13 protein-coding genes are annotated in these 14,963 nt (G+C 42.9%); 6 read left to right on the forward strand and 7 right to left on the reverse strand.

All coding sequences use genetic code 11. The annotated features are described in order from the left end of the window. The first annotated feature begins 13 nt into the window (after positions 1-13). Positions 14-847: an NAD(P)H-binding protein gene (locus FTV52_RS03505; RefSeq protein WP_179989911.1), complete on the forward strand. Its 834-nt coding sequence runs from the start codon at positions 14-16 to the stop codon at positions 845-847. Between the two features lie 127 nt (positions 848-974). Here FTV52_RS03505 and plsB read toward each other — a convergent pair whose 3' ends face one another. Continuing rightward, on the reverse strand, positions 975-3,539 hold the full coding sequence (plsB, locus tag FTV52_RS03510; RefSeq protein WP_004974675.1) for a glycerol-3-phosphate 1-O-acyltransferase PlsB: 2,565 nt from the start codon (positions 3,537-3,539) through the stop codon (positions 975-977). Between the two features lie 304 nt (positions 3,540-3,843). Here plsB and FTV52_RS03515 point away from each other — a divergent pair, with 304 nt between their 5' ends. Further along, on the forward strand, positions 3,844-4,716 hold the full coding sequence (locus FTV52_RS03515; protein ID WP_004974677.1) for an acyl-CoA thioesterase II: 873 nt from the start codon (positions 3,844-3,846) through the stop codon (positions 4,714-4,716). A 165-nt stretch (positions 4,717-4,881) separates the two neighbouring features. Next, positions 4,882-6,123, forward strand: a complete 1,242-nt coding sequence (locus FTV52_RS03520; RefSeq protein WP_179989913.1) for a dicarboxylate/amino acid:cation symporter — start codon at positions 4,882-4,884, stop codon at positions 6,121-6,123. A 78-nt stretch (positions 6,124-6,201) separates the two neighbouring features. Here the strand turns inward: FTV52_RS03520 and FTV52_RS03525 are convergent, their stop codons facing one another. The 6 genes from FTV52_RS03525 to FTV52_RS03550 all read right to left on the reverse strand — a co-directional run bounded on the left by FTV52_RS03525 (position 6,202) and on the right by FTV52_RS03550 (position 12,629). After that, the gene (locus tag FTV52_RS03525) at positions 6,202-6,615 is read right to left on the reverse strand and encodes a VOC family protein (protein WP_019836869.1); all 414 of its coding nucleotides are present in this window, start codon (positions 6,613-6,615) and stop codon (positions 6,202-6,204) included. 216 nt (positions 6,616-6,831) lie between these two features. Continuing rightward, complete coding sequence (gene yihA, locus FTV52_RS03530) at positions 6,832-7,686, reverse strand: ribosome biogenesis GTP-binding protein YihA/YsxC (protein ID WP_179989915.1); 855 nt, start codon at positions 7,684-7,686, stop codon at positions 6,832-6,834. A gap of 130 nt (positions 7,687-7,816) precedes the next feature. Beyond that, positions 7,817-8,260: an Rrf2 family transcriptional regulator gene (locus tag FTV52_RS03535; protein ID WP_004974689.1), complete on the reverse strand. Its 444-nt coding sequence runs from the start codon at positions 8,258-8,260 to the stop codon at positions 7,817-7,819. Between the two features lie 92 nt (positions 8,261-8,352). Next, entirely contained in the window at positions 8,353-9,564 is a 1,212-nt protein-coding gene (gene hmpA, locus FTV52_RS03540) for an NO-inducible flavohemoprotein (protein WP_004974691.1), read from the reverse strand. A gap of 239 nt (positions 9,565-9,803) precedes the next feature. After that, complete coding sequence (locus FTV52_RS03545; protein WP_179989917.1) at positions 9,804-11,387, reverse strand: helicase HerA-like domain-containing protein; 1,584 nt, start codon at positions 11,385-11,387, stop codon at positions 9,804-9,806. Positions 11,388-11,438: 51 nt separating this feature from the next. Beyond that, positions 11,439-12,629, reverse strand: a complete 1,191-nt coding sequence (locus FTV52_RS03550) for a PLP-dependent transferase (RefSeq protein WP_179989919.1) — start codon at positions 12,627-12,629, stop codon at positions 11,439-11,441. A gap of 148 nt (positions 12,630-12,777) precedes the next feature. Between FTV52_RS03550 and FTV52_RS03555 the strand changes: the two genes are divergently transcribed. The 3 genes from FTV52_RS03555 (at position 12,778) to rplC (ending at position 14,957) form a co-directional block, all read left to right on the forward strand. After that, positions 12,778-13,521 carry a type 1 glutamine amidotransferase gene (locus FTV52_RS03555; protein ID WP_179989922.1) on the forward strand — a complete coding sequence of 248 codons (744 nt, stop codon included), beginning with the start codon at positions 12,778-12,780 and terminating at the stop codon, positions 13,519-13,521. Positions 13,522-13,947: 426 nt separating this feature from the next. Continuing rightward, on the forward strand, positions 13,948-14,259 hold the full coding sequence (gene rpsJ, locus FTV52_RS03560) for a 30S ribosomal protein S10 (protein WP_000070912.1): 312 nt from the start codon (positions 13,948-13,950) through the stop codon (positions 14,257-14,259). A 59-nt stretch (positions 14,260-14,318) separates the two neighbouring features. Then, positions 14,319-14,957 (forward strand): 50S ribosomal protein L3, encoded by a 639-nt coding sequence (gene rplC / locus FTV52_RS03565; RefSeq protein WP_026438075.1) that lies wholly within the window; start codon positions 14,319-14,321, stop codon positions 14,955-14,957. The last annotated feature ends 6 nt before the right edge of the window (positions 14,958-14,963 follow it).

Consider the following 14,963-nt stretch of genomic DNA (forward strand, 5'->3'; position numbering starts at 1 on the left):
GATTAGGTGCTGAATGCATATTCTATTTATTGGTTATGGTAAAACATCGCAGCGTGTTGCAAAACAACTATTTACGCTCGGTCATCAATTTACCACAATTAGCCGCAGTCCGAAAACAGATCCTGATATGACGCATCTGCTTCAAGATATTCAACAGCTCGATTTATCACAGACTCAACCTGTTGATGCCGTTTATGTATTACTTGCACCATCTCGGAATACGGTTTTGAGTTCTGTAGAAGCGTATCAACAGACTTATGTAGATTCTGTGCAGCCGATTGTCGCTGCATTAAAAGATCATCCTGTAAAGCGAATTATTGTGGTGTCATCTACACGGGTTTATGGCGAAAACGCAGGTGAATGTATTGATGATGATACTGTGCCTAAGCCGAATGATGTACAAGGGCAGTTGTTGTTGCAGATGGAACACTTGTGGCAACAGGCTTATCCTGAACAATGTGTGATCGTACGTCCTTCGGGTATTTATGGCACTTCGACTGCACGCATGCTCAAACTTGCGGAAAGCACACAAAGTTACCCAAATATACATTGGTCAAACCGAATTCATATTGATGATTTGGCAAGTTTTTTGGCACATTTGCTTCACGTGGAACATCCTGAACCAGTTTATATTTGCAGCAATAACCAAGCTCAGCCTTTGCATGAAATGATTTTAAAGATTCAGCGTGAATTCAATTTACCTGAGTTGGTGTTGGAAAGTGAGAGAGAAACAGGGAAGCGGATTTTTGCTACGCGCATGGAGAAAACAGGATTTCAGCGCAAACATGAGGATTATTTTGATCATCTAAGAATTACGCAAAGTGATTCACCTGAAATCGGAGAATAAAAGTTCTCTTGCTAGGAAAGGGCTAGCGAGAGGTGATTTTTAAAATCTCAAATATTGAGCTTTTATTCACCCTCATCCCCAACTTTCTGCCTGAGCCATTTATGGCGTAAGAGAAGAAGCTTAAAAATTACTTCTTCTTACGTTTCAAGCGTTTTTTTGCTTGTTGTGCAGCAAGTGCTTCTAACGCCTCACGCAATTCTTCATCGCTAAAGGTGGTGATGTGTTGCAGCATCTGTAAAGTCACATCATCCAACACCAAATTGGCGTATTGTGCGACGTTTTTAAAGTTATCATCAAACACAATCGCATTGTCACTGTTGGTGCTGATATAACCTTGCTGAGTTAAGACTTTAATAAAGCTTTGGAACAAGGCTTTGTCAAAGAATTCAGGTGAGTTGAATTCATACAGCACCGACAAACGCTGACCGACCAAATGGCTGAGTTCTTCGACCTGACGTGCCGAAATATTGCCTGAGCCGCGTTGTGTAATCAGCGCCAGTGTCATGTAATAACGCTCTAAACTCTGCATTACAGGTGCAGCCAATACTACCAACTGGTTATGGTCTTCACTATTTGGTGCAGGTGAAATTAAGTTGCCTTCCGCATCTTCAGAAATCAATTTGGCCTGAATTAACGCTTCTACATAGGCACAAATCCGTTCTTTGAGTTCCTGATCTTGCCATTTCAAGAACAACTCAGCTTTCAGGAACGGATATAAAGTACGAATGACGTTGATTAAATCACCACGACGAATCGAACCATTATGTTTCACCAATGCTGCAATTAAAGATGGTAAGACAAAGGCATGCAAAATATTGTTGCGGAAGTAGGTGAGTAACACCGCCTGATGGTCTTCAATCGCGATAATATCGCCCAAAACGTGCTGCACTCGTTTAATCAGTTTGAGTTTTAAGCCGTAGGCAATAATTTCTTTACCTGATAATGGTGTGACTTGAGTGCGCTCATCATAAGGCAGGGCAGTGAGCAGATTACGGTAAGTGTCTAACTGCTTCACACAAATTTCTTCATCCAAGGTATGTTTTGGTGTTGCCAGTAAAATCAGCGATAACAAAGATACCGGGTTAATTACCGCAGCACGGTTAATGTTTTCCAAAATCGCATGTGCCGAAGTATTCACTGCATCTGACACTTGTGGTGGAATAGGATCATCATTTTTTTCAATGCTGATGTGTTCGGCATCGTGTTGTTTTAGAACATCATCTAAAAACACAGGTTCGCCAAAATTGACATGCACCTTGCCAAAAATCCGTTCAATCTTGCGCATGGTTTTTAAAATGCCCATTAGCGATTCAGATTCTTTTGGCTTGCCTTGCATTTCACCGACATAGGTTGAACCTTCCATCAGGCGTTCATAACCAATATAAGTTGGCACAAAAGCAATCGGTTTAGCACGACCACGCAAATGACTGTGAATGGTCATGGCGAGCATGCCTGTTTTTGGTGGCAACAAGCGGCCTGTACGTGAACGTCCACCTTCAATAAAGTATTCAAGCGGCGTGTTACGCGACAAAATACTGAATAAATATTCTTTAAAGACGGTTGTGTATAAGCCGTTGCCACGGAAAGTACGACGGATAAAAAACGCACCGCCACCACGAAGCAATTGACCTACAAATGGCATATTCAGGTTATCGCCCGCAGCAATGTACGGCACCATCATGCCGCGTTTGTAAATCACATAAGACAGCAATAAATAGTCGATATGACTGCGGTGACATGGGGTATAGATAATTTCATAGTCTTTGGCCAGTTCGCGCACGGTACTAAAATTATGCACTTCCACGCCATCGTACAATTGTGTCCATAAGCGGGTCAGTGCCATATCGGCAAAGCGTACCGCTGCATGAGAGTAGTCCGACACGATTTCATTTAAATAACCAATCGCACGACGCTCGGCTTCAATCACGCTAATTTTACTGCGTAAACTTTCACGACGGATGGCATCTTGCACATCGGGAGATTTAATCAGACTGAGCATGACATTGCGGCGGTCAGACAAGTCTGGGCCAAGTACGACTTCACGTTGTCCATCTAAGTAATTATTTAGAGTGTTAACAATAAAGGTCGCAGGCGACAGGTTCGGATGCTCAGTTTTGGCATGTTCAATTAAAGCGCGTAATGATTGTGGCTCGTGAAATTCCAAATAAGACTGACGACCATGCACCCCAATATTCATTAACTGCTTGACTGTGCCAGGCGTTGCCCACGTATCGGTAAACAGTAGTTTAAACCACGAATCCTCTTTGTCTGGAGAACGTCCCCACAACACGGTCACAGGTACCAATTCAATATCAAGTTCTGGGTGTTGTTCTAATTGTTCAATTAAACGTAACAAGCGTGGCGGAAAAGCATAAGGTGGTGGATTGAGTAGGTTGTTCTCATCGTGATGCTGTAAAAACAGAATCGAGGCTTTTTCTTTATGTGAACCCATCACCAATGGATCAAGCGCAGGCGTGAGTTTTAAGCGACGTGTTTCGCCATCGACCACCAAGGCATTGCTGCGTGAGTGATTTTGCAATACGTAGCAAGTTATCTTGGTGCGAGTGGCATTTGAGTCTACACTTTGCGCATCCTTGACAGGGACTTCACCCAAAACATGCGGTGTCACCACAAGGTCAAGCAGCTTACCAGAAAGCTGACGATACATTTGACCAAAACCACGCTTGGACATATTCACTCCTACTTCATCACCTAAGTCCCTAGCCAGTAGGGAATTTATTTTGCGTCATTGTATCTAATAATCGCGCTGCATTTTTAGATAATTTGCATGAATATTGTTAGATTTTATCGTTAAAAATCGTATTTTTAGCAAAATTGATCGGCTAAGTTGTGACACAGCGGTCAGTCTTTGATGGGTAAAAGATGCAGAATCTATGGCAAAATAGCAGGATTAAAAAAGTCAGTTTATTTTGACGATTTATTTTTTCATCGACTTCGATCCCGCATCCCCAATTTCCGCCATACATAGGTTAGTTATGAACGCACTCACACAAGAGCTGGTTGAACTTCTTTGTTTAGAAAAGTTAGAAGAAAATATCTACCGAGGTATCAGTCGTAACTTGGTGGGTAAACGTGTTTTTGGCGGACAGGTTTTGGGACAGGCTTTACGTGCTGCATCTTATACCACTGATCGTCCTGCGCACTCATTGCATGCCTATTTCTTGTTTGGTGGCGATGTCAACGCACCTATTATTTATGAAGTTGACCGTTTGCGTGATGGTAAAAGTTTTTCTAGCCGTCAAGTACGTGCCATTCAGCATGGGCGTACCATTTTTACTGCGATGGTGTCCTTTGCGCCGTTGGAAGACGGTCTGAATTATCAAATTTCAGAGCCAAACTATCCTGCAGCAGAAGCTTTAAAAAACGAAGCGGAACTCAAACAGCATATTGTCGAGTTTGTACCTGAAAATGTGCGTGCCAGTTTTATGCGTGATCGCTTGGTGGAGATTCGCCCGATTAATCCGAGCAATCCATTTTTACCGCAGCCTGAAGCACCTGCTTATGCACACTACATTCGTACCCATGACAGCATTTCACCAGAGGTGGATGAAGTGTCTTTGCATCAGGCAATTGCGGCATTTTATTCAGACTTCACGTTAATGACCACAGCACTGCGTCCGCATGGTTTGAGCTATTTATCACCAAGTTTGCAGTGTGCCAGTATTGACCATGCCATGTATTTCCATAAACCGTTCCGTGTGGATGACTGGATGCTGTACGACATGGAAGCCACCATTAGCACTAGTTCGCGTGGTTTGAACTTTGGGCGCATGTGGCAAAATGGTGAATTGGTGTGTAGCACCAGTCAGGAAGGCTTGATTCGTTTACGTGAAATCGAAACGCAATAAAATATAGCCTTTAAAATCTACATTCATCAGCCGACATTCATGTCGGCTTTTTTACATCCTGAAGCACGATCTGAACCTAATCAAAGTGCGCTAGAAAAATAATACTCGATTCAATTTCAGCCACATGGCATAGTCCACACATCACATTAAAAAACTCAATTGCGTATGAGCCTCAATACACAAATTCTAATTGCCGCAATTTTGGGTGTGGTGTTTGGTTTTATTCTGAATCTATTTCCAGACAGCACATTTTTTAGCGCCAGTTTGTATGGCATTGGTTTAATGAGCAGTATTTTTATTGGTTTACTGAAAATGCTGCTGATCCCACTAATTTTTAGCTCAATTGTGGTCGGTGTGTCGAACTTACAGGCTGTAGGGCAATTGAGTCGAGTCTGGAAAATTACGTTGGCGTGTTGTGTCACCACCACGACTTTGGCTTTAATTTTAGGTTTGGCGTGTGCGCATTTATTTGCAGTGGGTAAAGGCGTAGATATTGTGATGTTTCAAGATGCTATGGCGCAGCATCAAAGCCCAGACACGCTTACGCCGTCTTCGTTTTTTACCAATTTCATTCAAAACACCTTAATCAATCCGTTTAAAGCTTTTGCCGAGGGTAATGTTTTGGCAGTGGTGATATTTGCCTTATTGGTGGGTGTGGCGCTGGTCAAAGGCGGGGAGCACTTTAAAACGGTACGTAAACTCAGTCAGCAATTTTTTGAAATTATGATGTTGATGATTGGCTGGGTAATGAAACTGGCATCTTTGGGGATTTTTGCTTTATTGGCTAAGTTGGTTGCAACCGAAGATATTTCAGTCCTGAGTCGTTTGGCAGAGTTTGCTGCAGTGGTCACGGGCACCACGATTTTTCATGGTGTGGTGGTCTTGCCTTTGCTGTTGTGGATATTTGGCAAAATGGATCCGATCACCTTTTTTAAAGGCACACGTGCTGCCTTAATTACGGCTTTTGCCACCAGTTCCAGTTCTGCCACTATGCCACTTTCGATGAAATGTGCGCAGGAAAATTTAGGTGTGCGTCCGCAAACTGCAGGCTTTGTGATCCCGTTAGGTACACAACTGAATATGGATGGAACGGCATTGTATGAAGCTGCAGCGGCTTTGTTTGTTGCCAATTTAATGGGGCTGGATTTAAGTTTAGGACAGCAATTAATTGTCTGTGCCACAGCCATGATCGCTTCTTTGGGCGCGCCTGGTATTCCAAGCGCAGGTATGGTGACGATGATTATGGTATTACAATCGGTGGGCTTGCCTGCAGAAGCGATTGCGATTTTATTGCCGATCGACCGTTTGTTGGATACTGTGCGTACTGTGGTCAATGTGCAGGGCGATATGATGATTAGTGTGGTGGTCGATCGGCATACTCGTGATGACCCTGCACTGCATTCCTGATAATGGGTTTAAAATCGAATCAAGTTTTCAGCATCATCCTGTTTTATTGTGCTATGTAAAGACATGAGCCAAAGCAGATTAATCCCAACATGGGCTGTAGGCCACTTCCCAAATATGACCATCTAAGTCCTGAAAATAACCTGCATAACCGCCGTAAAAGGTGCTCTGTGCAGGTTTTAAAATTTTCGCACCTGCATTTTTTGCTTGTTTCAATACCTGATCGACCTCGAGTGGGCTATGTACATTATGTCCTAAAGTGATTTGTGCAGCACTGCTGGCTGTACCTGTTAAGCCTGTATCTTGTTGTAAACTTTGTTTAGACCATAAAGCCAGTTTTAAGCCTGCTTGCAGTTCAAAAAAGACCACCGCACCTTGTTCAAATTCCTGTCCAATAATGCCTTCAGTTACAAGTCCTAAGCCGTCGCGGTAAAAATCGAGTGCACGTTGTAAATCTTCTACCGCTAAGGTAATCACTGAAATGTGTGCCTGCATGTTTGATCTCCTTATCTTATGTAATTGTTTAAGCGTTTAATTGTTATGATCTTGACAGTAGGGCATTTCTGGCTGCGTTGTAAAGTGCAACTTTGGTGGAGAGGGAGATTGTGATTACGGCGTAAAACTGAAAGTGGACATACAAATAAAAAGTCCTATTCGAGATTGAGCGAATAGGACTTTATGTTATAGACCAATAGTCAGTAATTTAACGGACTATTTGGTTTCGGTATCAGATGCGGTTAAATCGTCAGTTTCTAAAAATTCAGGCTGATCAACATCAACATCAACATCAACATCAACATCATCGCCAGTCGCTTCTGGAATGCTGTCTAAATCAAATTGATGTGCTTGTTCTAAGGTGAAGTTCAAACGTCCGCCCATCACACTCGCAAGCTCTTCCAAACCTTGTTTGTTGAGTGATGAAAACAATTGAATCGAGAAATCTAGTTTCATCTTTTTCAACTGCTGTTTGACTTCAAGCAATACTTTATTGGCAGGGCCACGGTTGAGTTTGTCCGATTTGGTGAGCAATACATGCACGAACAATTTACGCGAATACGCCCATTCCAGCATCATCACATCAAAGTGCTGTAAGGGATGGCGAATATCCATCAGTAACACCAAGCCTTGTAAACTTTTACGATGAATCAAATAATTTTCGAGTTCTTTTTGCCACACAATTTTCATGGCTTCAGGTACGGCTGCATAACCATAACCGGGTAAATCGACCAAACGCTGTTCGGGGTTGCCCAAACTAAAGAAGTTGATCATTTGAGTACGACCCGGTTTTTTAGAAGCACGTGCCAATTGTTTTTGATTGGTTAAAGCATTAATTGCACTGGACTTACCTGCGTTGGAGCGTCCTGCAAAAGCCACTTCGTAGCCAGTATCTTCTACACATAAATTCAGTTTAGGCGCACTCATTAAAAACTCGGCTTTACGCAGCCAGTTTAAGGCGCGAACAGAGTATTCAGTAATGGCAGGGTCTACTTTTTTCTCGTAGCTAATTTTCTGCCGTGGCTGTGCTGCTGCCTTACTGTTTTTCGATTTTCCTCTGCTATGGTGCATAACTTAACTTCAATTCATGGTCTACAAACAGGCATTATAAAGCAAGTCATACAGGCAAGCGACCTTTGCGCCCTGAATGCCCGAAAAAAGCAACATCTAGGATGATATTGCTTTGACCGTTTAAGTTACTTTAAAGATGAATCAGCGGGATTGGAGATTGTGTACTGAACTGTAAATTGGGTACAGGCTGTAGCACTTCACCCAAGCTGTATTGATCTAAGCTTTGATAAAACTGTTCCATTGCCTGATTGAGAATGCCTTTTAGTCCACATTGCGCACGCAGCACGCAGGGCGGGGTATTACACTCTACAATTTGATTTTCACCTTGCAGGATTCTCACCACATGACCTAAACGCAAAGGCAATGCTTCAGGATGCAAGCGAATCCCGCCACCTTTACCACGAGTGGTAATTAGCCATCCTTGCTTACCCATAAAGTGAACGATTTTTACCAGATGGTTCTGGGAAACATGCAAATCCTGTGCAATTTCCGCAATGGTATAGGGTACATCTCGAGGACGCGAGATATACATTAAAATACGCAGCGCATAGTCGGTGAATTTATTTAATTGCATGATCGCACAGATGTTTTTTTTAAATACAAATAAATTAAGGCTAGTCTAGCATAACTAGACTAGCCTTACCTATTAGCTTTTAACGCTTTAGATTAGTGGCGAACACCACCTGTACCAAACGCTTCGCTATGGATTTGCTCATCTTTGATGCCACGCGCAAGTAAAGCTTTACGCTGTTCTGCCATGAATGGCATTGGACCACATAAGTAGTAATCTGCATCGGCTGGTAACAGCGCTGCATCTACAGTGCTGAGGTCTAAACGACCTGCAACATCGTAATCTTGACCCAGTACATCACCTTCGTTCGGGAACTCATACGCAGTCAACGTATGAATACGTGGACATTTTGCAGTTAAGTCTTGGAGATGCTGTTTCATGGCATGTACTTGTTTGCTACGACATGCGTGAATAAATGTCACAGGTTGTGGCACATCTAAAGTCACCAATTGATTCAACATTGCAATCATTGGTGTTAAGCCAACGCCGCCACTAATGAAGACATTGCGTTTGTTGCTGTCGATGAGGAAGAAGTTACCTGTTGGTGCAGATACTTCAACTTCAGAACCTTCTGGTAATTGGTGCAATACGTTCGATACCCAACCTGCAACTTTATCTGCACCATTGCCTGGCTCACGTTTTACAGAAATACGTAAGTAATCTTGTTGTGGGCTAGTCGATAGCGTGTATTGACGTGGTTGCTTCAAGCCAAGTTCAGGTACAAATACGCGTACTGAAATATATTGACCTGCTTCGTATTTTGGTAAATCGCCACCATCTACTGGCTCGAAGTAGATTGAAGTGATTTCGTCACTTTCTACAACTTTCTTGGCAATTTTGAAATTACGCCAGCCTAACCAGCTGCCTTTAGTTTGTTCGTGTTGTTCGTAGATTGCACGTTCAGCATTAATAAACACTTCTGCTAACTGACCATAAGCAGCTGCCCATGCATCAATTAGAGGATCTTCCATTGAAATATTTAATACTTCGCTAATAGAGTGAAGTAGGTTTTCGCCCACAATATTATAGTCAGGTGCTTGAATGTTTAAGCTCACGTGTTTGTGGGCAATCAATTCAATCACAGGCGCAAGCACAGAAGGATCTTCAATGTTTTCAGCATAAGCCAATACAGCACCTGCAAGCGCTTGAGCCTGCGCACCACTACGTTGGTGACCCATGTTAAAGGTTTCTTTTAGATCAGGATTATTCCCCAACATGCGGTTATAGAAATAACCAGTCAGTGCGACACCATTTTCACGGAGTACAGGAACAGTTGCTTTTACAAGGTCAATTTGCTGTGGAGTCATGTTCGATCTCTCATGGCTGTTATTTATAAGATGTATTCAAAATACATCTTATAAATAAGGATTGCAAACATTTTTTTGTGAAACCTTAAAAAAAATATGGATTATAAAAATATCCCATTATTTTTAAAGTTTTTATGGGGTTTGTAGATGTGATAACTAGAGTTTTGTAAGTATTCATTCAGGTTTTGGGTGGCACATCCATGAATGAAATCTATGCAAACCTCATCGTTTATAACATGCTATTTCTTACCAAATAATGACCCTAACAAACCTCGTACAATTTTCTGTCCTGTAGACCCCCCTAAGCTGCGTGCTGCGCTTTTGGCAAAGGTACCCACAATATCCTGAGTCAGTTTTTCACGCTGTTTGGCAGCGCGTTCTGCTTCTTTTTGCTGTTCGCGGGCTAGACGTTCTTGCTCGCGCGCTTGTTGTTTGGCCAGTGCTTCGGCTTCTTTAGCCTCTTGCTTGGCGCGTGCTTCAGCTTCTTTGGCTTCAATTTTAGCTTGTTCTGCTGCTGCCGTTTGTTGCTGACGTTGTTCAACTTTTTGTTGCAGCATTTCATAAGCACTTTCACGATCTAGCTGCTGTTCATACACGCCTGCAATAACACTTTGGCTGATACATGCTTGTCGTTCTTCTGTGCTAATTGGGCTAAACGATGAGTAGGGCGGCATTACCCAAGCACGTTCTACAATTTGCGGTGTGCCTTGTTCATCTAAGCAACTAATTAAGGCTTCACCTACCGCAAGTTCGGTAATGGCTTGTTCAACTTTAAAGTCTGGGTTGGCACGGAATGTATCTGCGGCAGTTTTTACTGCTTTTTGGTCTTTGGGTGTAAAAGCACGTAAGGCATGCTGAACACGGTTACCCAATTGTCCCAATACGCTTTCAGGCAAGTCCAGCGGGTTTTGGGTCACAAAATAAATCCCCACGCCTTTAGAGCGAATTAAGCGTACCACTTGTTCAATTTTTTCTTGTAGCGCGCTGCTGGCATTGTCAAATAACAAGTGTGCTTCATCAAAAAAGAACACCAGTTTTGGCTTGTCCATATCGCCCACTTCAGGCAATTGTTCAAACAGTTCTGATAACATCCATAATAAAAAGGTGGCGTACAGTTTTGGCGTGTTCATGAGTTTGTCTGCAGCCAAAACATTAATATTGCCGCGTCCCTGACTGTCAGTTTGAATAAAATCCAAAATATCCAAACTCGGCTCACCAAAGAATTTATCACCGCCCTGATCAGCTAAAGCCAGTAAATTGCGCTGAATCGCACCCAAACTGGCTGGAGAAAGATTGCCATACTCAGCTTTAAATTCACTGGCGTGTTCGCTGACATAGGTCAGCATGGCTTTTAAATCTTTAAAATCAATCAGTAATAAACCCTGATCATCGGCAATACGGAATACCGCAGACAACACGCCCTCTTGGGTGTCATTCAGGTTCAGCATTTGCGCCAATAATAACGGGCCAATTTCAGAAATGGTGGTACGAATCGGATGACCTTGTTCGGCAAATAAATCCCAAAACACCACAGGAGATGCTGCAAACGGAATGCTTTCGATACCTAAGCTCTTAATACGTGCATCAAACTTTGGGCTGCTGCTGCCTGCTTTGGCTAGACTGGAAACATCGCCTTTGGCATCGGCTAAAAATACGGGTACACCAATTCGTGAAAAGCTTTCTGCCAAGACTTTTAAGGTGACGGTTTTACCTGTACCTGTTGCACCTGCAATTAAACCGTGGCGGTTGGCAAACTGTGAATGTAAAACCACGTCTTGTTGAACGTCGGCAGTTTTTTTACCAATAACGATTGCTGTACTCATATTTTTATCCTGATTTATATAGCTATTGTTAAAATGATGATCTGTGCTGCATTAGTCGCTGAAGCGTTGTAAGGCATTTTGAATATCGTGAATTAAATCTGTAGGATGTTCTAGTCCAATACAAAAACGCACCAATAATCCTTCAGCCAAGTGAGAATGATCTAAGGTACGCATGGTCTTGAGATCGTAAAGCATCACTAAACTTACAGGGCCGCCCCAGCTAAAGCCGAGTTTAAATAAAGATAGTGCATCGCAGAATTGACGTACAGCGGCTAAATCATATTCAGGCTTAAAAATCACACTGACCAAACCTGCGCTGTGTCCATCGCGGCAAATTTCTTTCCAATACGCATGCCCCGCAGATGTGGCATCAGCAGGATGCAACACCTGAGCAAATTGTGGTTGTAGTTTCAGCCAGTTCAGTAACTGCAAACAGCTTTGCGCTTGGTGTTCATAGCGCAATTGCATTGAGGCTAAGCTACGTTGTACTTGCGCAACATCATCGCCCGATACACAAATGCCTTGGATGGCATGCATACGAAATAATTGATGATGTAAATGTTGATCACGGGTCACCACAGAACCCATTAATATATCGCCACCACCACTTGGGTACTTGGTTAGGGCATGGACACTTATATCGACACTTAAGTGTTCATTGCCAAAATCAAAAGCATTAAAGGCAAGACCTGCACCCCAGGTATTGTCCAGTGCAGTCAGAATGTTATGGGCTTGGGCTTTTTTTACCAGACCAATTAAGTCCGGAAACTCCAGTGTCACCGAACCAGCCGCTTCGAGCCATAACAGTTTGGCTTTATCGCTTGGGCTAAAGCTTTCTACCTCCAACGGGTTATAGACCTTGACGGCAATGCCATAACGCTGCTGCAGATTACGCAGATGCTCCATATTCGGACCATAAATATTGTCCGGAACCCAGACCTCATCACCCTGGCTTAACAAGCAGGAATTGACCAGATTAATCGCAGAGAGGCCGCTCGGCGCCAGCAGGTGATACAGACCGCCTTCGATCTGCGCGATGTGATCACCTAACGTAAAGGTCGTCGGTGTGCCATGTGTGCCATAGCTATAATCATAAGCATCAGTCCAGTGTCGATTAAACAGTGCATCTGTGTTTTCAAAGATAATGGTCGATGCACGAAATAGGGGAGGCTGTACCGTTTGAATATATTGTGGGGCACGTCTTGGTGCATGAATTAAAGCAGTTTGAGCATTTTTATTCACAGGTTCACTCAGAAAATAAGCAAATATTGAGTTTAGCTTAAGAGAAATACTGGCTTTAGGCTATAAAAAGCTGCACTACAAGACATGCCTTGAACTTGGCGCTATTTTTGCAGAAGCTGAAGTATAGAAAATACAAAGGATGATCCAGATGAAAGCACCACTAAGCGTGCATTATTTTCAGCATAGTGCAGATGAAGGTTTTGGAAGTTGCTATGACTATTTAAAGCAGATGGGGGCGCATATCACTGCAACCGAATTTTTTGCTTTACCGCCTGAGCAAAATATTGAAATTGAAGCCTTACCCAAAGTTGAAGATATTGACCTGTTAATTGTGATGGGCGGTGCCATGAGTGTAAATGATGAAGTACATTATCCATGGTTAAAAACAGAAAAACGCTGGATTAGGCGTTATTTGGCGATGGGTAAACCTGCAATCGGTTTGTGTTTAGGTGGGCAGATGATTGCCAATGCGTTGGGTGCAGCAGTGAGTCCTAATCCTGAACAGGAGCGCGGTTGGCATCCTGTCTATAAAGTCGAAAATATACCAGAAAGCTGTTTCCAAATGCCTGATCAAATCACAGTGATGCAGTGGCATGGTGAAACTTTTGAATTACCAAAGGGCGCGGTAAGACTTGCCAGTAATGCCGCCTGCGCTAATCAACTCTATCAAATTGGGAAAAATGTACTAGGATTCCAATTCCATCCAGAAATCACCCCACAAGCTTTGCAGCTGTTTTTAGACAATGCCGAAATGAAACCAGCATTTTCGGGCATGTATGTACAACCCGCGCATGAATTAAAACAGATGTCTGCGGCACAATTTCAGGCAGGCAACCAATTAATGAATCGTGCAATAGATTATGTTTTAGCACAAAGCAAACTTCGAGAATAAAGTTATGGATTGTGGCGCAAACACAGAAAAGAAAGTTAGGTCAGGGCGATGACGATTTCTGCTGTCAGGGATGGTTGGAATGGTCAAAATGCAGATTGTCTAAATTTACACTCAATAAATGGATAGGAATGCTGCCTAACTCATATATAAAGTGCTAATCGTATATTTTAAAAAGAGAAATCGGCAGAGCGTGAAAAATAAAGCAATAAAGCCAAAAAGAGATTTGCTTATGCATTAAACAATCGTTATAATGGGCGACCCTTTATACAAGGGGGTTAACTGCGAAGAAAGTAGTTAACATCGTGACAGTCGTGGCATCGATCATGACCTTAGTGATAATTCACTGCCTTTGACACTTGCCTTAAATTAGTGGGGTGAGATGCGTCAAGGGTGATTCTTTATATATTTGGCTTGGAGTTAACTGGTATGTCTAACCAGAGAATTCGTATCCGTTTGAAGTCTTTTGATCATCGTCTGATCGATCAATCTGCTCAAGAAATCGTAGAAACCGCTAAGCGTACTGGCGCACAAGTTTGTGGTCCAATCCCGATGCCAACTCGCATCGAACGCTTCAACGTTTTAACATCACCACACGTAAACAAAGATGCGCGCGACCAGTATGAAATCCGTACTTACAAGCGTTTGATCGACATCGTTCAACCTACAGATAAAACTGTTGATGCGTTGATGAAATTAGATCTAGCAGCTGGTGTTGATGTTCAGATTGCATTGGGTTAAGGCTTTCGGTTAATTAACACTCTAAGTTAATTAGGCCGCTTTTTTAGAGGTTTATGCACATGGCTATTGGTTTAGTCGGTCGCAAGTGCGGTATGACCCGTATCTTTACAGATGCTGGTGTTTCTGTACCTGTTACAGTGATTGAGGTTGATCCTAACCGCATCACTCAAATCAAAACGCTTGAAACAGATGGTTATCAAGCAATTCAGGTTACTACTGGTGAACGTCGCGAATCTCGCGTAACTAACGCTCAGAAAGGTCACTTCGCTAAAGCGGGTGTTGCTGCTGGTCGTTTAGTTCAAGAATTCCGTGCTACAGAAGCTGACCTTGAAGGTCGTGAAGTTGGCGGAACTATCGGTGTAGATTTGTTCACAGTAGGTCAGATCGTTGACGTAACTGGTCAGTCTAAAGGTAAGGGTTTCCAGGGTGGTGTTAAGCGTTGGAACTTCCGTACTCAAGACGCTACTCACGGTAACTCTGTTTCTCACCGTGTTCTAGGTTCTACAGGTCAAAACCAGACTCCTGGTCGCGTATTCAAAGGCAAAAAAATGGCTGGCCATTTAGGTGCTGAACGCGTAACTGTACAGGGTCTTGAAATTGTATCTATCGACACAGAGCGTTCAGTTCTTGTTGTTAAAGGTGCGATTCCTGGTGCGACTGGTGGTGACGTAACTGTACGTCCTACGATCAAGGCTTGAGGGGAA

Source organism: Acinetobacter sp. YH1901141 (assembly GCF_013416935.1).
Lineage (GTDB): Bacteria > Pseudomonadota > Gammaproteobacteria > Pseudomonadales > Moraxellaceae > Acinetobacter > Acinetobacter towneri.